At 64.1% G+C, this 24,851-nt stretch carries 26 protein-coding genes; 12 read left to right on the top strand and 14 right to left on the bottom strand.

The features are described from left to right. Window positions 1-3: 3 nt before the first annotated feature. Entirely contained in the window at window positions 4-1,449 is a 1,446-nt protein-coding gene (locus RSE12_02290) for a gamma-aminobutyraldehyde dehydrogenase (protein WRH63181.1), read from the top strand. Between the two features lie 89 nt (window positions 1,450-1,538). Here the strand turns inward: RSE12_02290 and RSE12_02285 are convergent, their stop codons facing one another. After that, window positions 1,539-2,684: a TIGR03862 family flavoprotein gene (locus tag RSE12_02285; protein ID WRH63180.1), complete on the bottom strand. Its 1,146-nt coding sequence runs from the start codon at window positions 2,682-2,684 to the stop codon at window positions 1,539-1,541. Window positions 2,685-2,740: 56 nt separating this feature from the next. Here RSE12_02285 and RSE12_02280 point away from each other — a divergent pair, with 56 nt between their 5' ends. Further along, window positions 2,741-3,031 (top strand): HNH endonuclease, encoded by a 291-nt coding sequence (locus RSE12_02280; protein WRH63179.1) that lies wholly within the window; start codon window positions 2,741-2,743, stop codon window positions 3,029-3,031. Between the two features lie 8 nt (window positions 3,032-3,039). Here the strand turns inward: RSE12_02280 and RSE12_02275 are convergent, their stop codons facing one another. Further along, window positions 3,040-3,645, bottom strand: coding sequence for an enoyl-CoA hydratase/isomerase family protein (locus RSE12_02275; GenBank protein WRH63178.1), 606 nt, complete (start codon window positions 3,643-3,645; stop codon window positions 3,040-3,042). Next, window positions 3,642-4,388 carry an SDR family oxidoreductase gene (locus tag RSE12_02270; protein ID WRH63177.1) on the bottom strand — a complete coding sequence of 249 codons (747 nt, stop codon included), beginning with the start codon at window positions 4,386-4,388 and terminating at the stop codon, window positions 3,642-3,644. Before RSE12_02270 ends, RSE12_02275 begins: the two co-directional genes overlap by 4 nt. A gap of 149 nt (window positions 4,389-4,537) precedes the next feature. On the opposite strand from RSE12_02270, the gene RSE12_02265 reads away from it, so the two are divergent. From RSE12_02265 to RSE12_02255, 3 genes are all read left to right on the top strand, one after another. Then, complete coding sequence (locus RSE12_02265; GenBank protein WRH63176.1) at window positions 4,538-6,079, top strand: DUF2125 domain-containing protein; 1,542 nt, start codon at window positions 4,538-4,540, stop codon at window positions 6,077-6,079. Between the two features lie 128 nt (window positions 6,080-6,207). Further along, on the top strand, window positions 6,208-7,551 hold the full coding sequence (locus RSE12_02260; protein ID WRH63175.1) for a TldD/PmbA family protein: 1,344 nt from the start codon (window positions 6,208-6,210) through the stop codon (window positions 7,549-7,551). Beyond that, a complete protein-coding gene (locus RSE12_02255; GenBank protein WRH63174.1) occupies window positions 7,538-8,320 on the top strand; it encodes a 3'(2'),5'-bisphosphate nucleotidase CysQ in 783 nt (260 codons plus the stop codon). The genes RSE12_02260 and RSE12_02255 overlap by 14 nt, the downstream gene beginning before the upstream one ends. A gap of 69 nt (window positions 8,321-8,389) precedes the next feature. Here the strand turns inward: RSE12_02255 and RSE12_02250 are convergent, their stop codons facing one another. After that, on the bottom strand, window positions 8,390-10,927 hold the full coding sequence (locus tag RSE12_02250) for a DEAD/DEAH box helicase (GenBank protein WRH63173.1): 2,538 nt from the start codon (window positions 10,925-10,927) through the stop codon (window positions 8,390-8,392). A 261-nt stretch (window positions 10,928-11,188) separates the two neighbouring features. Between RSE12_02250 and RSE12_02245 the strand changes: the two genes are divergently transcribed. Genes RSE12_02245 through lpxK form a run of 3 tightly spaced genes read left to right on the top strand, consistent with a single transcriptional unit; the run spans window position 11,189 to window position 13,635 of the window. Beyond that, the gene (locus RSE12_02245) at window positions 11,189-11,434 is read left to right on the top strand and encodes a DUF4170 domain-containing protein (GenBank protein WRH63172.1); all 246 of its coding nucleotides are present in this window, start codon (window positions 11,189-11,191) and stop codon (window positions 11,432-11,434) included. Window positions 11,435-11,449: 15 nt separating this feature from the next. Next, window positions 11,450-12,646: a glycosyltransferase N-terminal domain-containing protein gene (locus tag RSE12_02240; protein WRH63171.1), complete on the top strand. Its 1,197-nt coding sequence runs from the start codon at window positions 11,450-11,452 to the stop codon at window positions 12,644-12,646. Beyond that, window positions 12,646-13,635 carry a tetraacyldisaccharide 4'-kinase gene (gene lpxK / locus RSE12_02235; GenBank protein WRH63170.1) on the top strand — a complete coding sequence of 330 codons (990 nt, stop codon included), beginning with the start codon at window positions 12,646-12,648 and terminating at the stop codon, window positions 13,633-13,635. The genes RSE12_02240 and lpxK overlap by 1 nt, the downstream gene beginning before the upstream one ends. Here lpxK and RSE12_02230 read toward each other — a convergent pair. From RSE12_02230 to RSE12_02220, 3 genes are read right to left on the bottom strand one after another with little or no spacing between them, the layout of a single operon-like run. Further along, a complete protein-coding gene (locus RSE12_02230; protein WRH63169.1) occupies window positions 13,632-14,759 on the bottom strand; it encodes a CaiB/BaiF CoA-transferase family protein in 1,128 nt (375 codons plus the stop codon). The genes lpxK and RSE12_02230 overlap by 4 nt on opposite strands. Window position 14,760: 1 nt before the next feature. Continuing rightward, window positions 14,761-15,381, bottom strand: a complete 621-nt coding sequence (locus RSE12_02225) for a DsbA family protein (GenBank protein WRH64720.1) — start codon at window positions 15,379-15,381, stop codon at window positions 14,761-14,763. A gap of 14 nt (window positions 15,382-15,395) precedes the next feature. Next, the gene (locus tag RSE12_02220; GenBank protein ID WRH63168.1) at window positions 15,396-15,920 is read right to left on the bottom strand and encodes a DUF721 domain-containing protein; all 525 of its coding nucleotides are present in this window, start codon (window positions 15,918-15,920) and stop codon (window positions 15,396-15,398) included. A 91-nt stretch (window positions 15,921-16,011) separates the two neighbouring features. Here RSE12_02220 and RSE12_02215 point away from each other — a divergent pair, with 91 nt between their 5' ends. Further along, window positions 16,012-17,073, top strand: a complete 1,062-nt coding sequence (locus RSE12_02215; GenBank protein ID WRH63167.1) for an A/G-specific adenine glycosylase — start codon at window positions 16,012-16,014, stop codon at window positions 17,071-17,073. 56 nt (window positions 17,074-17,129) lie between these two features. Next, on the top strand, window positions 17,130-18,269 hold the full coding sequence (locus tag RSE12_02210) for an alkane 1-monooxygenase (protein WRH63166.1): 1,140 nt from the start codon (window positions 17,130-17,132) through the stop codon (window positions 18,267-18,269). Between the two features lie 15 nt (window positions 18,270-18,284). Here RSE12_02210 and RSE12_02205 read toward each other — a convergent pair whose 3' ends face one another. From RSE12_02205 to RSE12_02185, 5 genes are all read right to left on the bottom strand, one after another. Continuing rightward, window positions 18,285-18,908: a TetR/AcrR family transcriptional regulator gene (locus RSE12_02205; GenBank protein ID WRH63165.1), complete on the bottom strand. Its 624-nt coding sequence runs from the start codon at window positions 18,906-18,908 to the stop codon at window positions 18,285-18,287. Between the two features lie 148 nt (window positions 18,909-19,056). Next, window positions 19,057-19,569, bottom strand: coding sequence for a hypothetical protein (locus RSE12_02200; protein WRH63164.1), 513 nt, complete (start codon window positions 19,567-19,569; stop codon window positions 19,057-19,059). A 506-nt stretch (window positions 19,570-20,075) separates the two neighbouring features. After that, a complete protein-coding gene (locus RSE12_02195) occupies window positions 20,076-21,200 on the bottom strand; it encodes a site-specific DNA-methyltransferase (protein ID WRH63163.1) in 1,125 nt (374 codons plus the stop codon). Between the two features lie 88 nt (window positions 21,201-21,288). Next, window positions 21,289-21,930, bottom strand: a complete 642-nt coding sequence (locus tag RSE12_02190; protein ID WRH63162.1) for a ribonuclease HII — start codon at window positions 21,928-21,930, stop codon at window positions 21,289-21,291. A gap of 130 nt (window positions 21,931-22,060) precedes the next feature. Beyond that, window positions 22,061-22,588 (bottom strand): hypothetical protein, encoded by a 528-nt coding sequence (locus tag RSE12_02185; GenBank protein ID WRH63161.1) that lies wholly within the window; start codon window positions 22,586-22,588, stop codon window positions 22,061-22,063. 210 nt (window positions 22,589-22,798) lie between these two features. On the opposite strand from RSE12_02185, the gene RSE12_02180 reads away from it, so the two are divergent. After that, window positions 22,799-23,089 carry a hypothetical protein gene (locus tag RSE12_02180; protein WRH63160.1) on the top strand — a complete coding sequence of 97 codons (291 nt, stop codon included), beginning with the start codon at window positions 22,799-22,801 and terminating at the stop codon, window positions 23,087-23,089. Beyond that, the gene (locus RSE12_02175; protein WRH63159.1) at window positions 23,061-23,765 is read left to right on the top strand and encodes a hypothetical protein; all 705 of its coding nucleotides are present in this window, start codon (window positions 23,061-23,063) and stop codon (window positions 23,763-23,765) included. The genes RSE12_02180 and RSE12_02175 overlap by 29 nt, the downstream gene beginning before the upstream one ends. 144 nt (window positions 23,766-23,909) lie before the next feature. Here RSE12_02175 and RSE12_02170 read toward each other — a convergent pair whose 3' ends face one another. Together RSE12_02170 and RSE12_02165 are read right to left on the bottom strand one after the other, a co-directional pair. Beyond that, window positions 23,910-24,374 carry a DUF2214 domain-containing protein gene (locus RSE12_02170; GenBank protein WRH63158.1) on the bottom strand — a complete coding sequence of 155 codons (465 nt, stop codon included), beginning with the start codon at window positions 24,372-24,374 and terminating at the stop codon, window positions 23,910-23,912. Next, window positions 24,374-24,769, bottom strand: coding sequence for a DUF6152 family protein (locus RSE12_02165; GenBank protein WRH63157.1), 396 nt, complete (start codon window positions 24,767-24,769; stop codon window positions 24,374-24,376). The genes RSE12_02170 and RSE12_02165 overlap by 1 nt, the downstream gene beginning before the upstream one ends. Between the last annotated feature and the right edge of the window lie 82 nt (window positions 24,770-24,851).

Raw genomic sequence — 24,851 nt, 5'->3', positions numbered from 1 at the left:
CCCATGGACAGCGTCCACATGACCATCGACACGCAGCTTCTGATCGGATCGGCATTCGAGGCCGGGCAGGAAGCGCGCGAGCAGATCTTGAACCCGCGCACCGGGGGCCTGATCCTTGAGGTGCCAGAGGCATCGACCGCGCAGGTGGACCGGGCGGTGGCCGCCGCGCGCAAGGCGTTTGAAACATGGTCCCGCACCACCCCAGGCGAACGGTCGGCGGCGCTGCTGCGGATCGCAGACCGAATCGAGGCCGAGGCCGACAGCTTTGCAGCGCTGGAGGCGTTGAACTGCGGCAAGCCGATCAATGCCGCGCGGAATGATGAGATTCCGGCGATTGTCGATTGCTATCGGTTCTTTGCGGGCGCGGTGCGCTGCCAGCATGGCGCGGTGGCGGGGGAATATCTGGCAGGCCATACCAGCATGATCCGCCGTGATCCGGTGGGGGTGATCGCCTCCATCGCGCCATGGAATTATCCGCTGATGATGATGGCGTGGAAGCTGGGGCCTGCGGTGGGGGGCGGCAATACGGTGGTGTTCAAACCATCGGAACAGACACCGCTGACCGCGTTGAAGATGGCGCGGATTTTGGCCGAGGAACTGCCCGAAGGGGTGGTCAACATCGTGGCCGGGCGAGGGCAGACGGTGGGCAGCTATCTGATCAACCATCCACAAGTGGACATGATCAGCCTGACTGGCGATGTGGCGACGGGCAAGAAGATGCTGGATGCCGCCGCCAAGACGGTGAAGCGCACGCATCTGGAACTGGGCGGCAAGGCGCCCGTTCTGGTGTTCGATGATGCCGATGTGGGTGAGGTGGTCGAAGGCCTGCGCGCCTTTGGCTATTACAACGCAGGGCAGGATTGCACCGCGGCCTGCCGCATCTATGCGGGCAAGAAGGTTTATGATCGGCTGGTCGCCGATCTTACCTCTGCCGTCTCCTCTATCGCACTGGCCAATGACGATGACAGCACGAATGAAATCGGCCCCCTGATTTCCTTGCGCCAGCGCGACCGGGTGGCGAGTTTCGTGAACCGCGCACGGGAGTTGAACCATGTCGAGGTGACGACCGGCGGCGCGGTGATGGATCAGGGGTACTACTATCGCCCCACCGTCATCGCCGGGGCCCGGCAAGAGGATGAAATCGTCCGGCGCGAAGTGTTCGGTCCAGTGGTTTCCATCACTCCGTTTTCCGATGTGGATACCGCCGTGGGCTGGGCAAATGACAGCGACTATGGCCTTGCGTCATCGGTCTGGACGAAAGACGTTGGCCGCGCGATGGCGACGGCGGCGCGGCTGCGCTATGGCTGCACATGGATCAACACGCATTTCATGCTGGTCAACGAGATGCCTCATGGCGGGTTGAAGCAATCCGGCTACGGCAAGGATATGAGCGCCTATGCACTGGAAGATTATACCGTCGTCCGGCATGTGATGGTGAAGCACGGATAGGGCGGATTTCCGGTCTGCCCTATCTTCTCTGCGGCAAGTATCCTCGGGGGGTGAGGCGCGGCACGCGCTGAGGGGGGCAGACGGCCCCCCTATTCTTTGGCCGCAGCCGCCCGCCCGGCCCAGCGCCCGGTGGCCCAGCACCCGGTAAGGAGGTAGCCTCCTGTGGGGGCCTCCCAATCCAGCATCTCGCCGCAGGCAAAGACGCCCGGCAGGGCGCGCAGTTCCAGATCATCGGTCAGGGCGGCGCGGGTGATGCCGCCTGCGGTGGAGATGGCCTCGTCCATCGGACGGGGGCGGGTCAGCGGAATGGGCAGCGCCTTGATGGCCGTCATCAACGGCAAGGTACGGCCGAACTCCATCACCAGCGCCACGATGACGGGGGCCAGGCCCAGCTTGCGCAGGCGATTGGCGAGGGTTTCGCCCGGTTTCATGCGGGCAAGGCGCGCCTCAATCTCACCCGCCGGGACATCGGGCATCAGGTCAAGGTGGAGCGTCGCGCCGTCGCGCAGATCGCGGCTGATGGCATAAATGCCGCCACCTTCGATGCCGCGGGCGGACAGCACGAATTCCCCCCGTTCCCGCCGCGTCCCGGCGATCAGGGCCACCCCTTTCACGGGTTGGCCGAAATGTTTTGCCATATGGGGGGACCAGTTGACCGAGAATCCCATGTTGGCTGGTTTGAACGGGGCGATCTCCACTCCCTTGTCGCGCAGCCACGGCACCCAGGCTGCGTCTGATCCCAGCCGCGCCCAGCTTGCCCCGCCTAGCGCCAACACCACGACGCAGGGGGACAGGTTCACGAGGCCATCCGGCGTGTCGAACCACCACGCGTCACCTTCAAAGCCCGTCCAGCGCCAGCGCAGGCGCAACTCCACCCCTGCGCTGCCAAGGCGGGTGAGCCAAGCCCGCAACAGGGGCGAGCCTTTCATCGACACTGGAAAAACGCGGCCGGAGGAGCCGGTAAACACCTCTTGGCCCTGCGCGCGGCACCAGTCCTGCACCTGTTCGGGGCCAAACTCGGCCAGCATCGGGGCCAGCCAGCCTGCATCATAGGCGCGGGCAAAGGGTTCGGCGGGTTCGTCCTTTGTCACGTTCAGGCCGGATTTCCCGGCCATCAGGAACTTGCGCCCGGCTGAGGGTTTGGCTTCGCAAACCACGACCCTGCGGCCAGCGGCGGCCAGCATCTCTGCCGCCATCAGCCCTGCAGGACCTGCCCCGATCACCAGCGCATCCATCTTGCCCCCGCCTCCTGTTGCACCATCCTTTGCCCGGAAAGCCGTGACAGGACAACATGGACCCCACCTGCCCCATCTGCCTGCGCCCGATTCCCCCGGATGTGCCGCAAAGCCTGCATCACCTTGTGCCAAAGCTGAAAGGCGGCAAGGGCGGGCCGACGGTGATGGTCCACCATATCTGCCACAAGGAAATTCACGCCCGGTTTACCGAAACCGAACTGGCGCAGCAGTTCAACACGCCCGAAGCGATACGCGCGGACGCACGGATGGAGGGATTCTTGGCATGGATCGCGAAACGGCCGCCCGGCTTCCTGTCGCGGGTGCCAGGCGGGCATCGCAAGCGCTAGGGCGACAGTCAGAACATTGCCTTCATCCGGCGGACGTGGCGCGGATCGGCGGCCAGTGCATCGGTGGAGAGTGTAAGTGCGCCTTCGACTGCGTCATCCACAATGCCGTCAATCAAACCCCAGCCCAGTGCGGTTTCTGTATTGATCCGCTGACCTGCGAGCAGGATCTGCTTTGCCCGTGCAGGCCCGACCAGCGCCAACAGGCGGGCGGGATCAGAGGGTTGGGGCAGGTAGCCGCGTTTCATCACCGGATAGAAGAATTCCGCCCCCGGAACAGCCACCCGCAGATCGCAGGCCAGCGCCATACTGAAGGCCCCGCCTGCCAGCGTGCCATTCAGCGCGGCGATGGTCAGGCCAGGATAGGCGGCGATGCGGCGCGACAGCACCTCCCATTCCGGGGCATGGCCAAGGCCCTGCGCCATGCCCTCCAGATCGGCCCCAGCGGAAAAGACGCGGCCCGCGCCTGTCAGCACCAGAACGGCGACCCCATCCGCCGCCGCCTGTGCCACGGCAGCATCCAACGCGGCCAGCATGTCCTGTGTCAGGGCATTGGCCTTTTCGGCGCGGTCCAGCACCAGAAGGCGCGCGCCAGCGCGATCCTCGACCCGGATCATGGGATCAGCCCCACGGCGCGGCGTACCGATTCATCGCGCAGGGAAATGTCGCGACCCAGCCAATCATCCGCCTCTGGGCCACACATCCAGACCAGCGCGCGGGCGGGCCAATCGGCGGGGATATGGGTGGCAAAATCGATCTGGCTGACGGAGTTTACGCCGGATGCCTTGATCTTGACCTGCATGTCGGTGGCCACGGTTCCGGGCGACAGGCCAAGGATGCGGATGCCCTGCGGCCCCTCTTCCAGATGGGCGGCGCGGGTGAGCATCAGCGCGCCCGCCTTGCCTGCGCAATAGGCGCTCCATCCTTCCAGAGGATTGGTGGCCGCGCCGGACGACACGGTGATGATTGTTCCTGCCCCCTGCGCGCGCATCTGGGGAAGCACGGCCTTCATCCCGTGAAACACGCCCTTGAGGTTGATGTCGATGCTTTTGCCCCAGGCGGCAGTATCTGCATCTGCCAACCTTGCAATGGGTTCGATAACGGCTGCGTTGTTCACCAGCACGTCGATTCGGCCAAAGCGGGCGGTGACCGCGCTGATCGCGGCTTGAAGCGATGTCCAATCCGCGACGTCACAGCCCAGTGCCATCACATCTGGGCCCAGTTCGGCGGCCAATTCCGCGACCTGCGCCTCGTTGCGGGCCAAGGCCGCGACGCGTGCCCCGGCGGCCACAAAGGCCCGCACAGCGGCGGCGCCGATGCCCCGGCTTGCCCCGGTGATGACCACAACCTTGCCTTTCACGCCGTCCCTCCTTGCCCTGCGCGGGGCGTTTCACACTTTCGCCACGGAGTTAACGCATGCAAGAGCCGCGATGGAAACCCTTGACCCCGCAACGGCGGGGGACGATGCTCCGCGCCGACAGATTTTATCGCATCGAAACGAGGTTCATTATGATCAATCGCAGGCTGGCTGGCAGCACCGCCCTTGTCATGCTTCTTGCCGCGCCGGCCTTTGCCGACGTGACCCCGGAACAGGTCTGGGAAAACTGGCTGTCCTTAGCCACAAGCAGCGGCCAGACCGTGACCACCGAAAGCGTGGAACGTGATGGCGATACGCTGGTTGTGACCGGCATGCAGATGGCGATTGATCAGGAAGGCGTGACCGGCACCGGTTCGGTGGACGAGATCCGCTTTCAGGACATGGGGGATGGCACCATCGAGGTGACGATGTCAGACACGTATCCGTTCGAAATGACGATCGACCCGCCCGAGGCCGATGCAGACCCGACCACGCTGTCGATGGAAATTCGCCAACCCGGGCTGACCATCGTTGCCAGCGGCGATGAGGCCGAAACGGCCTATGATTTCAGCGGCCCCGAAATGACGATTGCCCTGACCAGTGTTGAGGGCGTTGAAACGGAGGCCGTGGATCTGACTGTCGAGGCAAAGCTGACCAACGTCACAGGAAAGTATCTGGTGGCGGTTGGCGAGGGTGAGAGGTCATCCCTGACCTCAAGCTTTGCGGCAGAGAACATGGCGCTGACCGTTGCAGGCAGCGACCTTGATCCAAGCCCAGCCGAGGGCGAGATGGCCGGCCCGTCGGACATGAAGATCAACATCACGATGGCAGACCTGACTGGTACGACGAATGGCACCTTCCTGGGGTCAGAAGCGATGGCCGACATGGCAGCGGCGCTGAAAGCCGGGTTTGCGACGGACGGCACGTTCTCCAGCGGCGTGACAACCTATGACATGGAAGTGACCGAAGCGGCGGGCGTGACCAAGATCACCGGCCAAGGCGAAAGCAACACCATCAACTTTGTGATGAACGCCGACCAGCTTTCCTATTCCGGCGGGGCCAAGGGGGTGACGATGTCGATGTCGGCGCCTGAAATTCCGTTCCCTCAGGTGAACCTTGCTTATGGCGAAGCGGCGTTCGGATTCCAGATGCCGGTCAGCGTGACCGAAGAACCGGCGGATTTCTCGCTGCTGACCCGCATCGTCGATCTGACGGTTTCGGATGAAGTCTGGGGGATGATCGACCCGACCAACCAATTGCCCCGCGATCCGGCGACGCTGGTGATCGACACCAAGGGCAAGGCCACGCTGTTTGTCGACATTATGGATCCGGCGGCGATGGAAGCGGCGGGCGAACAGCCCCCGGGCGAGTTGAACGCGCTCGACATCACCTCCGTGCAGGCCAAGATCGCCGGTGCGGAGCTGACAGGAAGCGGAGCGCTGACCTTTGATAACACCGATCTGGTGACCTATGGCGGGATGCCCGCACCGACCGGGAAGATCGACCTGAAGCTGGTGGGTGGCAACACGCTGATGGACAAGCTGGTGGCGATGGGACTGTTGCCCGAGGATCAAGTGATGGGCTTCCGCATGATGCTGTCGATGTTCGCCAATGCGACCGGCGAGGATGAGTTGTCGTCGACGCTGGAGTTCAAGGATGGCGGGTTCTTTGCGAACGGCCAGCAGCTTCAGTAAGCAGCGCTTAGTGAAACAGGCCCCCGCAGCGATTGCGGGGGCTTTTTCGTACCTGCCCGGTGGTGGCATCAACTTGCACAGAAGTGGCAGGCGGACTACCTCGGTCACAGAGGCCTGAAGGAAATCCCATGACCGCACCGCTTGCCGATCTGACTGCCCGATTGCTGGACGCCGCGAAAAAGGCGGGGGCCGAGGCGGCGGATGCCTTGGCCGTTCATGGCACCTCGCTGACCATCGACGTGCGGCGTGGGGCGCTGGAACAGGCGGAACGCGCCGAGGGAACAGAGATCGGGCTTCGCGTGCTGTTTGGCGGTAGGCAGGCCTGTGTTTCTGCATCCGACATTTCGGACCGCACCATCGCAGCACTGGCCGAGCGGGCGGTGGCGATGGCGCGTGAAGCACCGGATGACCCCTATGCCGGACTGGCCGATCCGGGGCAGATTGCGCGGGATTGGGATTTGGCGGCGCTTGACCTGACCGATCCGGCGGCGGAACCGAATGCCGCTATGCTGGAGGCCGATTGCCGCGCGGTTGAAGCGGCAGCGCTGGCATCCAAGGGCATCACACAGGTGGAGGCATCGGCAGGCTATTCTGCCCGTGCAATGCATCTGGCGGCATCAAATGGGTTTTCGGGGGGCTATGCGCGCACCTCACGTTCCATTTCCGCCGTGGCCTTTACCGGCGAAGGCACTGGAATGGAGCGGGACTGGGCAGGGGAATCGCGGACCTATCAATCCGATCTGCCGGGAGCAGAGGGGATTGGCGCGCTCGCGGCGGAACGGGCCCTGGCACGGGCCGGGGCGGTGAAGCCGGTGACCGGCACCTATCCGGTGCTGTTTGATGAGCGGGTGGCATCGTCGCTGATCGGGCATCTGCTTTCCGCCGTGAACGGGGCCGCGATTGCGCGGGGGGCGAGTTGGTTGCGCGATGCGCTGGGACAGCAGGTGCTGCCCGAAGGGCTTTCGGTAATCGAAGATCCGCATCGGCCGCGCATATCTTCCAGCCGCCCTTTTGATGGCGAGGGGTTGCCGACGCAGCGGCGGGCGATCGTAGATAACGGCATTCTCACGGGCTGGACGCTGGACCTTGCCACCGGGCGAAAGCTGGGGATGGGCAGCACGGCCAATGCGGCGCGGGGAACATCTTCGCCGCCATCGCCCACCACATCGAATATAGACCTGACGCAAGGCGCGCGGTCGCGTGAGGATCTGATCCGCGACATGGGGACAGGGCTTTATGTCACGTCCATGATCGGATCGACAATCAGCCCGACCACCGGGGATTATTCGCGCGGCGCGGCGGGGTTCTGGGTACAGAACGGGGTGATTTCGCACCCGGTGAACGAGTGCACCATCGCGGGCAATCTGCGCGACATGCTGCTGCGGCTGATCCCGGCGAATGATGCGCGGGCACATCTGTCGACGCGGGTGCCTTCCTGCCTGATCGACGGGTTGACTCTTGCCGGTTCCTGAAGACGACCTTGCCTTGCTGGTGCGCGCGGCGCGCGAGGCGGGAAAGATCGCGATGCGCTTTTGGAAGCGCAATCCCAAGGTGTGGGACAAGGGCGATGAAGGGCCGGTCACCGAGGCAGATCATGCGGTCAATGACGCGCTGATCAAAACGCTGCGGGGCGCGCGGCCGGATTACGGCTGGCTGTCGGAAGAGACGCCGGATGATCTGGTGCGATTGGAGCGGGAGACGGTCTTTATCCTTGACCCGATTGACGGGACACGCGCCTTTATCGCAGGCGAAGACAGTTTCAGCCATTCGCTGGCAATAGCGCGCGATGGCAAGGTGACGGCGGGGGTGGTGTTTCTGCCCGTGCTGGACCGGATGTTCGCGGCCCGCCATGACGGGCCTGCCACGCTGAACGATGCGCCGATTGCGGCCAGCACCATTGGCGGGACCGAAGGGGCGAATATCCTGACGCCTGCGGTGAACCTGAAGGCCGAGCATTGGCCGGGCGGTGTGCCGGATGTGAAGCGCAGTTTCCGCGCGTCGGTCGCCTATCGGCTGGCGCTGGTGGGACAAGGGCGGTTTGACGGGATGCTGAGCTTTCGGCAAGGCTGGGAATGGGACATCGCGGCCGGCAGCCTGATTGCGGCGCGGGCCGGGGCGGCGGTGTCGGATCGGCATGGGGCTGCGCTGCGGTTCAACATGCCTGTGCCGAAGGCCGATGGATTGGTTGTGGCCGCGCCGGGGCTGCATCGGGCGTTGATGGAGCGGTTGGCGCCGGTCTGAGATCGTTTCGCTATCTGGTTGAAATGGAAAAGGCCGCCCAAGGGGCGGCCTTTTCTTTGTGCTGTCAGATCACTTCTTCTTTGGCGGAACGAAGCGTTTGGACGTGTCCTTGGCATCCGCGCGGGGTGCCGCCGGTTTGGCGCGGGAGGCGGGTTTCGCCCCGGCCGGCTTTGCCCGGAAGGGGCGCTGATCCGGGCCGTCCGTACCGCGCGGCTTGTAGGCGGGTTTGCCTTCGCCTTTGGGTTTCCATTCCGGCTTGCCGCCGGGCGCGCGGGGACCACGGGCCGGGGCGTCGCCTTCGGCACGGGGTTTGCGGGGCGCCCAATCGCCCTTGGGTTTGTCACCTGCGGGTGCGGCTGCATGGGATTTGTAACCCGCCGCCTTGGCCGGGCGATCCGGGCTGCCGCCGTGGGATTTGAAGCCTGCAGATTTCGGCGCGCCTTCGGCCTTCCAGCGGGGTTTGCGGTCATCCGTGCCGCCAGCTTCGCGCGGGGCGTAGGGCTTGCGGTCGCCTTCGGCGCGGGGCGCATAGGGTTTGCGCTCAGCATCGCCGCGGGGGGCGTAGGGCTTACGGTCGCCTTCAGCGCGGGGCGCATAAGGCTTGCGCTCGGCATCACCACGCGGAGCGTAGGGCTTACGGTCGCCTTCAGCGCGGGGCGCATAAGGCTTGCGTTCGCCATCGCCACGCGGGGCGTAGGGTTTGCGGTCGCCTTCAGCGCGGGGGGCGTAGGGTTTACGTTCAGCATCACCGCGCGGGGCGTAGGGTTTGCGCGGGCGTTCCTCGCGCGGGGCCGGGGCTGCGGCAGGCGCGGCTTCCGATCCTTCCAGCGGGGACCATGCCGGTGCGGCGGGGGCATCGTCTTCGACGATGCGCGGCGGCTTGCCGGAATAGGACGGCTTTTCAGCCCGCTCTTCCCGAACCGGGCGGTCTTCGCGCACCGGTTTAGGCGTCTCGCGGCGTTCAGGGCGCGGGGCGGGAGCCGGGCGGGAGTTCGGGCGCGTCGTGGGGCGTTCGGGGCGCTCCATGGAGGGTTCGCCTTCGATGCGTTCCATCATCAGGCCCGGCTCGATTTCGATCATCTTGCCAAATTTGCCTGCCACCGTTTCCAAGATCTGCACAAGGGTGTGGTCCTGCTGCACCCGGATCGCGCCGATGCCATCCTTGGAGATGGAGCCGGTTTCGCAGATCTTGGGCAGGAGCCAGCGCGCCTCGGCCCGGCCGGTATGGCCGACGGACAGCTTGAACCAGACCGACGGGCCAAACTCACCACGCTCACGCGGGGCAGAGGCGGTGGGGGTGATCGCGTCGGAAAGCACTTCGGGTGCCGAGCGGCCTTCGCGCCAGAGGCGGATGAAGGCAGCAGCAACGTTTTCGGCGCCATATTCGGCCAGCAGGGTAGCGGCCATGTCGGCCTCATCGCCCACGTCCTGCGCAAGCGCAGGGTGTTCGATCAGACGCAGGTCATCCTTTTCCTGCACTTCTTCGGCGCTGGGTGCCTTGCCCCATTCGGCAACGACCTTGGCCCCTTGCAGCAGGCGCTGCGCCTTGCGGAATTCGGCCGGCGGCACGATCAGCGCCGATACGCCCTTGCGCCCGGCGCGGCCCGTACGGCCCGACCGGTGCAACATGGTTTCCGAGTTCGACGGAAGGTCGGCATGGACCACCAGTTCCAGACCCGGAAGGTCGATCCCGCGCGCGGCGACATCGGTGGCGATACAGACGCGGGCGCGGCCGTCGCGCAGCGCCTGCAATGCGTGCATGCGTTCCTGCTGACTAAGCTCACCCGACAGGGCCACGGCCTGAAAGCCGCGATTGGCCATGCGGGCATAAAGGTGGTTCACGTTCGCGCGCGTCTTGCAGAAGACGATGGCGGTCTGCGCCTCATAGAACCGCAGGACATTGAAGATCGCGTGTTCGCGGTCGCGTGCCTGCACGGACAGGGCGCGGTATTCGATATCGACGTGCTGCTTCGCCTCGCCCTGTGCGGCGATGCGGAGGGCGTCTTTCTGGAAGGTGCCAGCCAGCTTTTCGATTTCCTTCGGCACGGTGGCCGAGAACATCAGCGTACGGCGTTCCTCGGACGCGGCGGCGAGGATGAATTCCAGATCCTCGGCAAAACCGAGATCGAGCATTTCATCGGCTTCGTCCAGAACCACGGCCTTGATGCCCGACAGATCAAGCGACTTGCGTTCGATATGGTCGCGCAGGCGGCCGGGGGTGCCCACCACGATATGCGCGCCGCGATCAAGCGCGCGGCGTTCGTTGCGGTAATCCATCCCGCCCACGCAAGAGGCAAGGACAGCCCCGGCATCGGCATAGAGCCATTCGAATTCGCGTTGCACCTGCTGGGCCAGTTCGCGCGTAGGGGCGACGATCAGGGCAAGGGGGCGGTCAGCGAACAGCAGGCGATCCTGCGTGCCAAGGACATCCGGCGCGATGGCAAGGCCGAAGGCCACGGTTTTGCCCGAACCCGTCTGCGCGGACACCAGCAGGTCGCGGCCTGCGACTTCCTCTGCCAGCATGGCGGTTTGAACGGCCGTAAGGGTTTCATAGCCCTTGGCCGAAAGGGCCGCAGCCAGAGGCGCGGCAATCGTCGTATCTGTCATGTCATATCCTGAAGGGGCGACGTATTGCGCCCGTGAAGTACCTTGCACCGGCACCTCATTCCCCTTCGCAGGACCGGCCTCCCAAAACCGCCGCCTGCCCCGGAATCGTCGGGCCGTTCTGGCGGCATAGGGCAAAATCGTGCAAATGTATAGCAATGCTTTTGCAGTGCAGCATTGCGGGCGGCGCTGGCTTGACCCTGCGGCGGGGGGCGTTACCCTGCGCGCGAATGTGACGACTCTCACCCCGCGGAGCGAAATACCATGACGCAGCGCCTTCACCTTGTTTTCGGCGGCGAGCTGGTGACACCTGAAAAGAATGTCTTCAGGGATGTCAGCAAGATCCATATCGTGGGGATGTTCCCGGATTACGCCAGCGCCTTTTCGGCCTGGAAGGCCGAGGCGCAGCGGACAGTGGACAATGCGCATATGCGCTATTTCATCGCGCATATTCATCGCCTGCGGGATGAGGAACAGGCCGGGTCGGCGACCGAGGCGCTGGGTCTGTAAGTACCAGCACAGGACATGGCCTATTCCCTCGGCCTTACGCTTTACAACCTGTCCAACCGCCGCGAGGCAGGGCCAGCGATTGAACGGCCGCAGCGTCCTGCTGGGCGGCTGGTCTGGTTGCATGCGCCGGGCGTGGATGCGGCGCGGTCGCTGATGGAACTGGCGCGGCGGCTGTTGGAAGAGGATGCGGTCGCCGTGGTGCTGACATGCCCCGATCCGTTGCCCAAGCGGGCGGGGATCATCCTGCAAACGCCGCCTGCGGATGTGCAGGTTGAGGCGGCGGCGTTTCTTGATCACTGGCGGCCCGAGGTCGTGATCATGTCCGAGGGCGAATTGCGCCCGGCGCTGTTGCATGAGGCGGTGGAGCGCAAGCTGCCCCTGCTGATGGTGGGCGCGCGGAACCCGGTTTTCCTGCGAGAGCGGGATGGGTGGTATCCGGGGTTGATGCGGGGTTTGCTGGCCGAATTTCGGGCGGTTCTGACGCTGGATGAACCATCAGCACGGGCCTTTCGCAAGGCGGGGGCCACGCCTTCGGCGGTGGAGGTGACCGGCAAGCTGGAAGAGGAAAGCGCCGCCCTGCCCTGCACCGAGGCGGAGCGGGATGCGATGGCACGACAGTTGGCAACGCGGCCTGTCTGGCTGGCCGCCGCCCTGCCCGAGGCAGAGGAAAGCGCGGTGATCGCGGCACATCGCACGGCGTTGCGGCTGGCGCATCGGTTGCTGTTGATCGTGGTGCCGCAGGATCCAGGCCGCGTTGGGCCTTTGGCGCAGCGAATGGAAAAGGAAGAGGGCTGGTCCGTCGCCCGCCGCGCCGAAGAGGAAGAACCCGAGGCGGAAACCGAGGTCTATATCGCCGATGCGGGAAGCGAGTTCGGCCTTTGGTATCGGCTGGCCCCCATCACCTTCATGGGCGGCAGCCTTGGCGGAAGCGGCTGTTTACGTGATCCGCTGGAGGCGGCGGCGCTGGGGTCGGCCATTCTATACGGACCACGACCGGGGCCTTATGGCACCACCTTTGGCCGTCTGGGCGCGGCGCGCGCGGCGCGCGCGGTTGGATCGGCAAGCGATCTGGCCGAGGCGTTGGGGGATCTGCTGTCACCAGACCGGGCGGCGCGGTTGGCGCAGGCGGCCTGGGCGGTGGCATCGGACGGGGCCGAAGTGACGGAACGCGTGATGACGATGATCCGCCGCATCATGGACGGGGAAACCTGATGCGCGCGCCGGGATTCTGGTTCACGCCGCCGGATCGGCCTGCACTGGCGGCGCGGCTACTGTCCCCGCTCGGGGTGGTCTATGCGGCGGGAACGGCGCGGCGGCTGCAGGCCCCGGGGTATCGCGCCGGGGTGCCGGTGATCTGTGTGGGCAACCTGAATGCCGGGGGGACGGGCAAGACACCCACAGTGATTGCCCTGCTGGAACGGTTGGCGGCACGGGGTGTGGTGGCCCATGTGGTTTCGCGCGGACATGGGGGGCGGCTGGACGGGCCGGTGCGGGTGGAAGAACGCAAACATACCGCTGCCGATGTAGGGGACGAGCCGCTGCTGCTGGCGGCTTTTGCGCCGGTCTGGGTGGCCAAGGACCGCGCAGCGGGGGTGCGGGCGGCGGAGGCGGCGGGGGCGGGGGTGATCGTTCTGGATGACGGGTTTCAGAACCCGTCTGTCGAGAAATCCCTGAGCCTGATCGTGGTGGATGCGCGGCTGGGGTTCGGCAACGGGCGCTGCCTTCCTGCAGGACCGTTGCGGGAACCCGTGGCGGTGGGGTTGGCGCGGGCGGATCTGCTGCTCTCGATCGGCGACGGGGCGGCGCAGGCGGGGTTTACGGCGCAATGGGGCGCGGCGATCCGGGTGCCGCATCTGACAGGGCAGTTGGTGCCGTTGCAGATGGGGATGGATTGGCAGGGGCAACGGGTGATTGCCTTTGCAGGAATCGGGCACCCCGAAAAGTTCTTTGCCACATTGCGGGATGAGGGGGCAGAGGTGATCCGCGTGGTGGCACTGGATGACCACCAGCCGCTGACCGATGCACTGATGGCGCGGCTTGAACTGGAGGCGCGGGGGCTGGGGGCGCAACTGGTGACGACCGAGAAGGACGCCGTACGCCTGCCCGCGGCGTTTCGGATGAAGGTGCTGACCTTGCCGGTGCGGCTGCGGATCGGGGATGCCGCGCCGCTGGATGCGGCGCTGGCGCGGATCGGGGTTTAACCCAGGATTTCGTCCTGATGTTCGCCCAGTTTCGGGGCGGGGCGATCCAGAGACAGGTCGGCATCAGAAAAGGTAAACGGTGACCGCACGCCGGGGACACCGCCGAGATCAAGCTGCATCTTTCGGGCGATGACCTGCGGATCGGCAAACACCTCGGCCAAGTTGTTGATCGGGCCTGCGGGAACGCCGTGGTCTTCGCAGGCTTGCAGCAGGTCGGCCTTGGTCCATGTCACCGTGACGGCGGTGATGGCATCGGTCAGCGGTTCGCGGTTGCGGACGCGGTCTGCGTTCGTCAGGTAATCGGGGTGATCGGCCAAGTGATCAAGGCCGAGAATGGCGCAGAGTTTGCGGTATTGGCCATCATTCCCGGTGGCGAGGATGATCCACCCATCGGCACAATCGAACACGGCATAGGGTGCGAGGTTCGGGTGGGCATTGCCCATCTTGGCCGGGGCCTTGCCGGTGGTGAGGTAATTCATGTTCTGGTTGGCCATGATGGCGGTGGCCACGTCCATCAGTGCCATGTCGATCTGCTGGCCCCGGCCTGTCACCCCGCGCTGCACCAAGGCGGCAAGGATGGCCGTGGCCGCATAGACGCCGGTAAACACATCGGTGACGGCGACGCCCACCTTTTGCGGCTGGCCACCCTTTTCGCCTGTCACGCTCATCACGCCGGCCATGCCTTGGATGATGAAATCATAGCCCGCGCGGTGGGCGTAGGGGCCGGTTTGGCCAAAGCCGGTGATGGAGCAATAAATCAGGCGGGGATTGATCGCCTGCAAGGAAGGCCAGTCCAGCCCGTACTTCGCCAGACCTCCGACCTTGAAATTTTCAATGACCACGTCGGCGTCGGCGATCAGCTTCCGCACCACGTCCTGCCCTTCGGCCGTGCGGAAATCGCAGATGATGGAGCGTTTGCCGCGGTTGGTGGCGTGGAAATAGGCGGCGGAGCGGTCGCCGTCGCGGTCGATGAAGGGGGGGCCCCAGCGACGGGTATCATCACCTTCGGGGGCTTCGACCTTGATCACGTCGGCGCCCAGATCGGCAAGGGTCTGACCGGCCCAAGGGCCGGCCAGAATGCGCGCCAATTCGATGACCTTTATGCCATGAAGTGGCGCGGTCATCTTATTCGGCGAGCTTTGCGTCGATGATCGCCTTCATGTCTTCGAAAGACATGTTGGAATGTTTTTCACCGTTGATGATGAAGGTCGGCGTGCCTTCGATCTCGTCGGCGGCCATGTTCGACTCGAAGTGGGCGACCATGGCTTCGGCCTTGGCGCCGTCTTTCAGGCAGGCGTCCAGCGAGGCATCGTCCAGACCGGCGGTCTTTGCGATGGTGCGCAGGTTGCCGATCACGACATTCGGATCATCCGACGCGGCCCATTCCTGCTGTTGTTCGAAGATCATGTCGACGATACCGAAATACCGCATCTCGCCGCCGCAGCGGGCGACCATCGCCGCCCAAAGACCGTAGCGATCAAAGTAGACCTCGCGATAGGTGAAGCGGATCTTGCCGGTATCGACATATTCAGACTTCAGCTGCGGCCAGACATTGGCGTGGAAGGTCGCGCAATGCGGGCAGGTGAAGGAGGCGTATTCGGTGATCTGCACCTTGGCATCCACCGGACCGAGCGAGAAATCCGTGATTTCGACGGGGGTGGTGGCTTCGGCCTCTTGTGCCGGGGCCGTCAGCGGGAACAGCGCGACAAGGGCGATGGTGGCGGCTGCGGCGAGTTTCTTCAGCATCGGTATCTGCCTTTTCATGTTCTGCGGCGAGTTAGTATGTTTTGGGCCAAGGCTTCAAGGGCGGCCCGGAGGCCAGGGTCAGCAATAGGCGCGGTGGTTTCGCGCGCCTCTGCAACCACTTCCGGCGCGGGGGCCGGGGTGGTTTTTGGTTTGGTGATGAATTCGGCCTGCCCTTCGGCAAAGCCGGTGGCGGCGGTCTGGGTGAGCGAGATTCGCGAGATGGCGCGATAGCCGTAGACGGCGTTGACCTTTTCCACGATGCGGGGAAGCTGCATCTGCACCATGGGGGCATGGGCGGAGGCGACCAGAAGGGTGAGGGTTGCACCCATGCCTTCGCGGGTGTGGCCGATTTTGACCGGGCGGGTCATGGCGGCGAGATCTTCTCCAACCACCTCGGGCCAATGGGTGAGCAGGCGGGTGACGGCAAAACCGCGGGTTTCCGAGGCGTTGCGAATAGGATCACGCAGGAAGCCGGAAGCCGCCTCAAACCCGCGCATCCGGCGGTTGGGATCAGGTGGAGGAAGCGGCTTGCGTGTCATCTGGTCCTTTGGGTGGTCCTTTTGGGACTGACCGCTATTCTAGCCATGACGCGCGGCGGTGCAAATGCAGGCGTGGGGAAAGGCATAAAGAATGCGTGACAGTAGCGCGAGCGAACTCTCAACCTTGTTGCTCGACTGGTATGATCGGCACGCGCGGGTAATGCCGTGGCGGGTGCCGCCGGATCAAAAGCAGGCGGGGGTCCGGCCGGACCCATATCGCGTCTGGTTGTCCGAGGTGATGTTGCAGCAAACCACTGTGGCGGCGGTGCGCGAGTATTTCCGCCGGTTCACGGAACGCTGGCCAACGGTGGCCGATCTGGCGGCGGCCGAGGATGCGGCGGTGATGGGGGAATGGGCGGGCTTGGGCTACTACGCACGGGCGCGCAACCTGCTGGCCTGTGCGCGGGCGGTGGTACGCGATCATGGCGGGGTGTTTCCGGCGACGCGCGACGGGCTGCTGGGTTTGCCGGGGATCGGGCCCTATACCGCGTCGGCGATTGCGGCGATTGCGCATGATGAGGCCGCCACGGTGGTGGATGGAAATGTGGAACGGGTGATGGCGCGGCTGTGGCTGGTAGAGGCGCCGTTGCCGGGGGCTAAGGCGGAATTGACGCGGCTCGCGGCGGTGCTGACGCCGGTTGCACGGCCCGGAGATTACGCGCAAGCGGTGATGGATCTGGGGGCCACGATCTGCACACCGCGCAACCCGGCCTGTGGCATCTGCCCGTGGCGGGATGCCTGCCGTGCACGGGCCGAGGGCGTGCAGACCAGCCTGCCGCGCAAGGTGGAAAAGGCGGCCAAACCCGTGCGGCATGGTGTGCTGTGGATCGCGCGCCGGGCAGATGGGGCTTGGCTGGTGGAACGGCGGGCCGAACGGGGATTGCTGGGTGGGATGCTGGGTTTTCCGGGATCGGATTGGGATGGTGCGGGGGGCGATGCGCCCTTGGCGGCAGATTGGCGGGAAGTGGGGGAAGTACGCCACACATTCACCCATTTTCACCTGATCCTTCGATTGCAGGTAACAGTTGCCGCACTGGAGGCCGTTCCCCTGCGTGGAGAGTTCCTTGGGCGGGATATGTTTCGGCCTGCGGACCTGCCCACGGTGATGCGCAAGGGGTTTGATCTGGGCAGCAGCGCCCTTGAGGTGACTTGAGGGACCGCCCCGGCGCGATATGATGAGATCCGTGATCGAGTGACAAAGGTAGCGAGATGAAGGCTTTGGCCAAGGACCTGGGAAATCTGAGGGAGGCGCTGCCGTTCTGGATGTCGCTGGCGCTGGCGCCATTGGCGGTGCTGGCTGCGCTGAAGGGCGGGTGGACGATCCTTGTGGCACCGGCGGCGACGTGGTGGGTCTTTTCGCTTTTGGATCAGTTGACCGGAAAGGACGAACGCAACGCCGATCCGATGACCCCCGAGGCAGAGCTTGGCTGGTATCGGGCGATCACGGTGATCTGGTTTCCAGTGCAGTTCGCGCTGCTGTGCTGGCTGCTGTGGTATGTGCCGCTGGCGGCTCATCTAAACATCGTGGAGCGGATCGGTGTGTTCTGCGCGATGGGCGTTGTTTCGGGTGCGATAGGCATCAATTACAGCCATGAATTGATGCATCAGAAATCGCGACTAGAGCGGTGGCTGGCGGATCTGCTGCTGGCGACGGTGCTTTACAGCCATTTCCGTTCCGAACATCTGCGGGTGCATCACTTGTGGGTCGGCACGCCGCGCGATCCGGTGACGGCGCGGTATAACGAAGGCTTCCATCGGTTTTTCCCGCGCGTTCTGGTGCAGTGTCACAAATCGGCCTGGGCTGCGGAAGCGGCGATGCTGGCGCGGCGGGGGCTGCCGTGGTGGCATCGCAGCAATCCCTACTGGCGCTATGCCGGCCTTCAGGCCGGGATGTGCCTGCTGGCGCTGGCATTGGGCGGATGGGCCGGGCTGGGGTTGTTCGTGGTGCAGGCGGCGGTGGCGATCTGGCAGTTGGAGCTGGTCAATTACATCGAACATTACGGGCTGACACGGCGGCATCTGGGCGAAGGGCGGTATGAACATGTGCTGCCGCGCCATTCGTGGAATGCGGCCTATCAGGCGTCAAACTGGCTGCTGATCAACTTGCAGCGCCATTCGGACCATCATTACAAGCCTGACCGCCGCTTTCCGCTGTTGCAAACCTACGGCGAGGAGGAAGCCCCGCAACTGCCGATGGGTTACCCGGTGATGACGATTGCCGCGATGATCCCGCCGCTGTGGAAGCGTGTGATGAACCCGCGGGTGCGGGCGTGGCGAAAGAAATTCTATCCCGACATCACGGATTGGCACCCCTATAACAAGGCGCTGAACCCGACACCCGGCCAATAGCCTGCCAGTGATCGGTTACCTTTCGGGCGCGTTGGCCTTCAAGAACAGCCGGACGGCGCGGGCGACATGCATTTGCAGGACCTGTTCATCAGGCAGGCAGCTGCCACAGAACCTGCGTTCGATGGCATCAAAGCCGAGCCAGAGGGCGAGCATGTCTTCGGCGGCGCATTCAGGATCGTCAAGTTGGACGGCCCCCTGTTCCTGCGCCTGCGCCAGAATGGCGGTCAGCATGGTCCGCACCTGACCGGGGCCCGCCTCAAAGAAGCGGCGGCCAAGGTCGGGGTTGCGCTGCGCCTCAAGGCTTACGGCGCGGTCAAGGGCGAGGTGGCAGGGCTGGGTCAGCATCTCGATCAGCGCCATGCCAAAGCGGGTGAGGGTGTCCTCAAGGCTGCTGCCGCTGGGCGTCTGGCACAGTGCAAGTTTCAGTCGATCCGTTTCGCGTTGGACGATCGAATCGAAGATCTTCGCCTTGTCGCCAAAATGGCCATAGACCGTGACCTTTGACACGCCCGAGCGGGCGGCGATCGCCTCGATCGGGACGCCGTCGATACCGCGTTCTGCAAACAGGGCCTGAGCAGCGTCGAGGATGGCCTCGCGCTTTTCAAGGTCTTTGGGTCGGCCGGGCGACCGCAGAGCCATGGCAATATCCCCACACGGAGTGGATTCCGTTAGGGCAGAGGCTACGCGGGGATCGGTTTCGAAACAAGGCATGGGACTTCTTCCGAAAAAGAGGGTGGCCAGCCGTTGGAGGAACGGCTGGCCGAGGGTGCATACCGAAGGTCGCGGATCAGTCGTCAGACTGCGGCTGCATCGCGATCAGTTCGGCCAGCGTGTACTGCGCCGGGTCAACACCGATGGAGGCGGCAAGCTGTGCCTCGCCGGGGGTGACGACTTCGGCCGGGTTGGCTGCATTGCGGCTTGCGCCCGACAGGATGAAACGCTCGGTCGTGGTGTCGTCATCGGCCTGGGCCTTGATCAGGCGCTGCAGTTCGTTCGCGGAGAACTGGCCCGGTTCGACGCCGGCCGAGGCAGCAAGCTGGTCAACACCTGCGTTGCTGGCGGCCGTGCTCGAGGCGCGGTTCGCACCCGACAGGAAGTAGTTCAGGCGGGTTTCTTCGCCTTCCTTGCGGGCTTCGATGATGTTGATCAGTTCGGCGCGGCTGTATTCGCCCGGCTGCACACCGGCGCTGAGGGCCAGTTGCACGTCACCGGCATTCAGGCCCGGCTGGGCGCTGGAGGCTGCGGCAGCACCGGTCAGAGCGGCGAGGATCAGAGCGGAAGCGGTAAAGTTGCGGATCATGATGTTTCCCTTTCCTGGGATGGTTGTTGTCGGCAAGCATCCACCGTTCCGTGCAGAGCTCTGCCCGGCCGTCGGTACGGCGATGCGGTTTGGTTCAGTTCGTTTGGGCCGGGATGGCCCTCGGGGAGCGTTAGCCCCGTCAAGGAGCAATTGTGTTTTTCAAGACTGTCAGCACGTCATCTTTGTCTGCCTTCGTTTATTCGATGAGACAGATATATACTGAACGTGTGCGTATGCAATGTAGAAAATGAACGATACCGTTCATTAAATTTCCGTGAGCAAAGGTTGAATTGATGTGACCCGCGCCGGACGTGCCGGTTCCCTAAGTTTTGCAGGGGTTTTGCAGGGTCTGGCCGCGGAACCTTGATCACGCAATGTTACATGAATTTGGTGAACGAGACGTCAACAGGCCGATTCCAAAGGAAAAAACCCCGCCATGAGGACATGGCGGGGCAGTGGCGCCGCGGGCGGACCACGGCGCGGGCGTAAACTTGATGTGAGGTTGGTTAGTGCGGGCGACCCTGATCGGCGTCCATCTCGGCCCTGATTTGCTGGCGCAGGATGTCGATGGGGATCATCTTTCCATCGCGCTTGAAGTGCCAGTAGGTCCAGCCGTTGCAGGAGGGCGCACCTTCGTAATGCGCGCCGACCTGATGGATGGATCCCTTCACGTCATTGCCGATCAGCGTGCCATCGGCGCGGACCTTGGCTTTATAGCGGTTGCCGATGGAGAACAGTTCCTCGCCCGGGCGCAGCATGCCGCGTTCGACGACCTGGCCAAAGGGGACGCGGGGTTCGGCGCGTTTGGAGCCGGTGATTTCCAGCGCCGAGGCATCGAACTTGCGGGTGCGGGCAAGGCGTTCGGTGGCAGCCTTGCGGTAGGCCTCTTCGCGTTCGATGCCGATGAAATCGCGCCCCAGCATCTTGGCCACGGCGCCGGTGGTGCCGGTGCCGAAGAACGGGTCCAGCACCACATCGCCGGGATTGGTGGTGGCAACGAGGACGCGGTGAAGCAGGGCCTCGGGCTTTTGCGTTGGGTGGGCCTTGTCGCCGTTTTCGTCTTTCAGGCGTTCATGGCCGGTGCAAAGCGGGATCACCCAATCAGACCGCATCTGAACACCGTCGTTCAGCGCCTTGAGCGCCTCGTAGTTGAAGGTGTATTTCGCGGCTTCGTCGCGGCTGGCCCAAAGCAGAGTTTCGTGGGCGTTGGTCAGGCGCTTTCCCTTGAAGTTGGGCATCGGGTTCGACTTGCGCCAGATGACATCGTTCAGCATCCAGAACCCTGCATCCTGCAGCGCGGTGCCGACGCGGAAGATGTTGTGATAGCTGCCGATCACCCAGATCGCGCCATTCGGTTTCAAGAGGCGGCGCGCCGCTTGCAGCCATTGGCGGGTGAAATGGTCATAGGTGGCAAAGCTGCTGAACTGATCCCAGTGGTCATCGACAGCGTCGACCTTGGAATTGTCGGGGCGGTGAAGATCGCCCTTGAGCTGCAGGTTATAGGGGGGATCGGCGAAGATCAGGTCGATGCTGCCTGCGGGGAGGCTGTTCATCACCTCGATGCAGTCGCCGGCAAGGATCTGATTGAGGGGCAGCGGTGCTGCCTCTGTCGGGGTCGGTTTGATCTTCATCTCTGCCTCTGCTGCCGGCGGTTTTTCGCCGTGCTTGTTGTGGACAAAGATGAGTCAGGAGTGATTCGCCGTCAAATTCTTTTTTGAATCAATCACTTATAGAATATGCTTGATACAATATGTTGTGGACGGGCTTGAACGAACGCCTATGGTGTGGGGTAATTCCAAAATCTAGAAGCGCGCGCAGATGCGCCGGAGTCGGGTAGCCTGCGTTCACCTCCCAGCCGTAGCCGGGGTGTTGTTGCGCCAAATCCACCATGATCCGGTCGCGCGTCACCTTGGCGATGATCGACGCGGCGGCGATGGAGAGGCAGCGCGCATCGCCTTTGACCACTGCTTCGGCGCTGCAAGAGAGGTTGCGGGGGATCATGTTGCCGTCAATCAGAGCATGATCGGCATTGGTTACCAGCCCGGTAACGGCCCGTTCCATGGCCAGATGGCTGGCGCGCAGGATGTTGAGGCTATCGATTTCCTCGACACTGGCATGGGCGACCGACACCTCGGCCATATCCATGATCGCGGCAAAAAGAGCGTCGCGGCGGGCAGCGGTGAGGGCCTTTGAATCGTTCAGGCCGGGCGGGATACGGGCAGGGTCCAGCAGGACGGCGGCGGCGCTGACAGGGCCAGCGAGGGGCCCGCGTCCCACCTCATCCACGCCCACGACAGCCAAGAAGCCGCGCGCGAGGGCGGCGGTTTCAAAGGTGAAATCGGGGGCGGGTTTGGGGGCCATTGGAATGGCCTAGCCGATGGATTTCCGGCGGGGAAGCGGGAAAAGGGCGGGGGTGGAGGCTGCTCACCCCTCCACCCCCAGATTGGACACGGCTGGGGCAAGTTTAGCCGTGCCCGAAGCGACACCCGGATCAGTACCGGGAGCCAGCCACCCGGAAGCCTGCATCGCGCAAGCATTGATCCGAGTAGATCCTGTCGTTCTGGCCGTAGATGCGCGCAGTGCGGGCGCAGTATTGCGGCAGACGGAAATTGAAGCCTTCGTCGCGCAGGCAGCGTTCGCCGTAGACGATGGCTGTGCCGGAGTTGCCCGAGATTTCGATGGCGCAGACCGACGGCACGCGCGGCTGGCGCGTGGGTTGCGGATGATACTGCAGAGGCGGGTTGTAATGTTGCTGCGCGCGGGCGCGTTCGCGTTCGCGGCTTTTCTTCGACTCGTTGGCGATGATGCCCACGATAGCGAGTGCGGCAAGCGCCTTTGCCAGATCATCGCTGTCGGCACGGGCGGGAATGGCGGTTGATGCCAGAAGGCCCAGCGCGGTGGCAGCAGCGGCGACGACGGCCACGAGGCGGCGGCTGATGCTGCGCGGATCGCGGCCCGTAGGACGCGGCAGGTTGCGGGTGATGACCATGGTTTCGGCCAGTGTTTCCGAGCTTTTCATAGTGGCCTCCTGTCTGGGTTCTGGCGGGATGGGCGGGTTGTTGGCCCCTGCCCTTTCGATGCCTTCACCCTGCGACCGGGGGGGTTGGACAGGCAATAACGCGGCGTTGTTATCGCATAGCAGCCTGTTCCGGGGGCCGGGCGGGACCAATGTCATTGCCTAGCGCGCGGGGGGCGGGCAATGTGCGGGCACAAACGGAGGGGACATCCGATGACACGCCTTTTCCTTGCTGCGGCACTGCTGCTGGCCCTGGGCGGGCAGGCTTCTGCCGAATGCTATGCCGATTACAAGGCCAAGCAGGACGATCCCTTGCGCCTGCACTATGGGGTGGCGCAGGTGAGTGACGGGGCCTGTGCAGGCGGGCCGGGCGCGGCGGCGGGGGAATTGGCCCCGCGGCTGGCATCCGGGGGCTGGACGCTATTGAATGTGCTGTCGGTTTTTGGACCTGAGGGCCTTGGAGAAAGGGAATCGAGTGCAGGAGAGTACTTCCTCCGCTTCTGAGAGCCTGAAGGCGGGGAACCGGGTTGTTGCCGGGGGGATCGCGGCCATCGTGCTGATCCTGCTGGGGGCGGCGGTTTTCCTGTTCCTGAACCTGCCAGATGCGAATGCGTTCAACGCCAAGGTGGAAACACTGTTCGTTGAAAACGATGACCTGACCAGTTTCGCCGATATCAAGCTGCTGGAAATACTGGCGCAATCGGGGACGGCATTTTCCGAGGTGTTGGCGAGTTACCGTATGGTGATCTTTGTGCTGCTGGTGTTTTCCACGGCACTGCTTCTGGCGGCGCTGGTGTTTCTGGTGACGATCATCGCGTTGAACCGGAGAATTTCGGCCATCCAGCGATCGGGGATTCAGGTGGCGAGCCTGTTGATCAGCCGCGAGGGGCGGGCGGTTTACATCAACGATATGGAGTTTCAGCTGACCGAAGCGGCGCTTGAGACGATGGCGGTGCTGGCCGAAGCGCGGATGGATGATGAGGTGCTGACCGGGGCGCAGATCGAGGCGGTGATTTCCGGGCGCAACGAATCTGACTGTGACGAGGCGGCGGGGGCGACGCGGGTGAAGCGGCTGCGCGATGCGCTGGGTAACCAGATGGTCAGCGAATTGCTGGTCAAGACGATTGCACGGCGGGGGTATGTTCTGGCGGTGGGCAAGGACAAGATCCGGATGGTCTAAGTACCTGCGGGCGCTGGATTAATTTGCGGGAGTTTCGGCTTTTGGCGGTGCAGCGCGTGGTGCAGATGGCGGTGCAGACGGCTGTGCATACGCACGGTGCCATGATCGGGCGTTAACCATGAACCGCCGAATCGTTTTGGACCCTTAGAGGAACCCGATCCAGCGGCCTGCGAGCAGGATGGACAGCCAGAGAATTGCCGACAGGGCGGCCATGAGGCGCAGCGCGGGCGGGGGCGGCGCCCCCGACAGCACCTGCGCCCATGCCGTGGATCGGGTTACGAGGGCGGCGTTCAGCACGGCGAGCGCCAGAAGCAGCAGTTTGATGCGGAAGGCGGGGTTAGTGGCGTATTCGCCGGGATTTGCGGTGAAGAGGACAAAGCCCGTGATCACCGCCAGCGACAGCCCCGCCAACGCCATGACGCGCAACAGGGGTGCGATGGCGGGAAGCGGTGTGCGGGGAAAGGCCCCGGCAAGGCGCAGGTCAAGCGGCAGGATGGCCCCGATCAGCAGCGCGATGCCAAGGATGTGGCTGGCATTGACCAGAAGGTAGGCCGTCCCCGACCCGCGCAGCAGCGCGGCAATCGGGGACGCGGCCAGCGCGTCAAGCATCAGGCGTCGATCCGTTCGGGGTAGAAATCGTAATTCGTCCCGGCCAGCGTGATGCGGACGGCCTTCATCAGGCGTTCTGCCTGATCCAGCGAGCGGTTGCCGAGGATGGTGATGGTATCGCCGACCTTGGCCGTGCCGTCGACAAAGCCCGCGCGTTCGGTGCGGCCGGGATTGCCGAGTTCGATCACCCATTCCGTGCCGTCTGCATCGGTGACGGTCAGTTCCGGATGCGGGGGGTTCAGGGAAATGGCGGCGATGGTGGCCTGAAGGGTGGTTTCCTCGGCCTCGGCCCAGGACCAGCCGTGATGTGCGGCGGCGGGCATGGCAAGTGTGACGGAGGTGGCCGCCAAGGCGGAGGTGAGCAGAAGGACGCGGAAAGATGCGGGTTTCTTCATGGAAATCTCCTGTCAGGGTAATCTTAACGGGCGCCATGCTTGCCGGTCAGTGCAGGCAGAGGGAAATCACCGGAAGGTGAGC

Source organism: Fuscovulum sp., from assembly GCA_035192965.1.
Classification (GTDB): domain Bacteria; phylum Pseudomonadota; class Alphaproteobacteria; order Rhodobacterales; family Rhodobacteraceae; genus Paragemmobacter.
This window is presented reverse-complemented; position numbering and strand designations above follow the sequence as displayed.

Coding starts and splice junctions, on each gene's coding strand:
- RSE12_02280 (WRH63179.1), top strand. CDS start 2,741: ATGGACCCCACCTGCCCCATCTGCCTGCGCCCGATTCCCCCGGATGTG.
- RSE12_02165 (WRH63157.1), bottom strand. CDS start 24,769: ATGAAGAAACCCGCATCTTTCCGCGTCCTTCTGCTCACCTCCGCCTTG.
- RSE12_02245 (WRH63172.1), top strand. CDS start 11,189: ATGACGCAGCGCCTTCACCTTGTTTTCGGCGGCGAGCTGGTGACACCT.
- lpxK (WRH63170.1), top strand. CDS start 12,646: ATGCGCGCGCCGGGATTCTGGTTCACGCCGCCGGATCGGCCTGCACTG.
- RSE12_02225 (WRH64720.1), bottom strand. CDS start 15,381: ATGCTGAAGAAACTCGCCGCAGCCGCCACCATCGCCCTTGTCGCGCTG.
- RSE12_02210 (WRH63166.1), top strand. CDS start 17,130: ATGAAGGCTTTGGCCAAGGACCTGGGAAATCTGAGGGAGGCGCTGCCG.
- RSE12_02250 (WRH63173.1), bottom strand. CDS start 10,927: ATGACAGATACGACGATTGCCGCGCCTCTGGCTGCGGCCCTTTCGGCC.
- RSE12_02265 (WRH63176.1), top strand. CDS start 4,538: ATGATCAATCGCAGGCTGGCTGGCAGCACCGCCCTTGTCATGCTTCTT.
- RSE12_02260 (WRH63175.1), top strand. CDS start 6,208: ATGACCGCACCGCTTGCCGATCTGACTGCCCGATTGCTGGACGCCGCG.
- RSE12_02275 (WRH63178.1), bottom strand. CDS start 3,645: ATGATCCGGGTCGAGGATCGCGCTGGCGCGCGCCTTCTGGTGCTGGAC.
- RSE12_02205 (WRH63165.1), bottom strand. CDS start 18,908: ATGGCTCTGCGGTCGCCCGGCCGACCCAAAGACCTTGAAAAGCGCGAG.
- RSE12_02185 (WRH63161.1), bottom strand. CDS start 22,588: ATGAAAAGCTCGGAAACACTGGCCGAAACCATGGTCATCACCCGCAAC.
- RSE12_02180 (WRH63160.1), top strand. CDS start 22,799: ATGACACGCCTTTTCCTTGCTGCGGCACTGCTGCTGGCCCTGGGCGGG.
- RSE12_02190 (WRH63162.1), bottom strand. CDS start 21,930: ATGGCCCCCAAACCCGCCCCCGATTTCACCTTTGAAACCGCCGCCCTC.
- RSE12_02170 (WRH63158.1), bottom strand. CDS start 24,374: ATGCTTGACGCGCTGGCCGCGTCCCCGATTGCCGCGCTGCTGCGCGGG.
- RSE12_02230 (WRH63169.1), bottom strand. CDS start 14,759: ATGACCGCGCCACTTCATGGCATAAAGGTCATCGAATTGGCGCGCATT.
- RSE12_02285 (WRH63180.1), bottom strand. CDS start 2,684: ATGGATGCGCTGGTGATCGGGGCAGGTCCTGCAGGGCTGATGGCGGCA.
- RSE12_02215 (WRH63167.1), top strand. CDS start 16,012: ATGCGTGACAGTAGCGCGAGCGAACTCTCAACCTTGTTGCTCGACTGG.
- RSE12_02195 (WRH63163.1), bottom strand. CDS start 21,200: ATGAAGATCAAACCGACCCCGACAGAGGCAGCACCGCTGCCCCTCAAT.
- RSE12_02290 (WRH63181.1), top strand. CDS start 4: ATGGACAGCGTCCACATGACCATCGACACGCAGCTTCTGATCGGATCG.
- RSE12_02240 (WRH63171.1), top strand. CDS start 11,450: ATGGCCTATTCCCTCGGCCTTACGCTTTACAACCTGTCCAACCGCCGC.
- RSE12_02220 (WRH63168.1), bottom strand. CDS start 15,920: ATGACACGCAAGCCGCTTCCTCCACCTGATCCCAACCGCCGGATGCGC.
- RSE12_02200 (WRH63164.1), bottom strand. CDS start 19,569: ATGATCCGCAACTTTACCGCTTCCGCTCTGATCCTCGCCGCTCTGACC.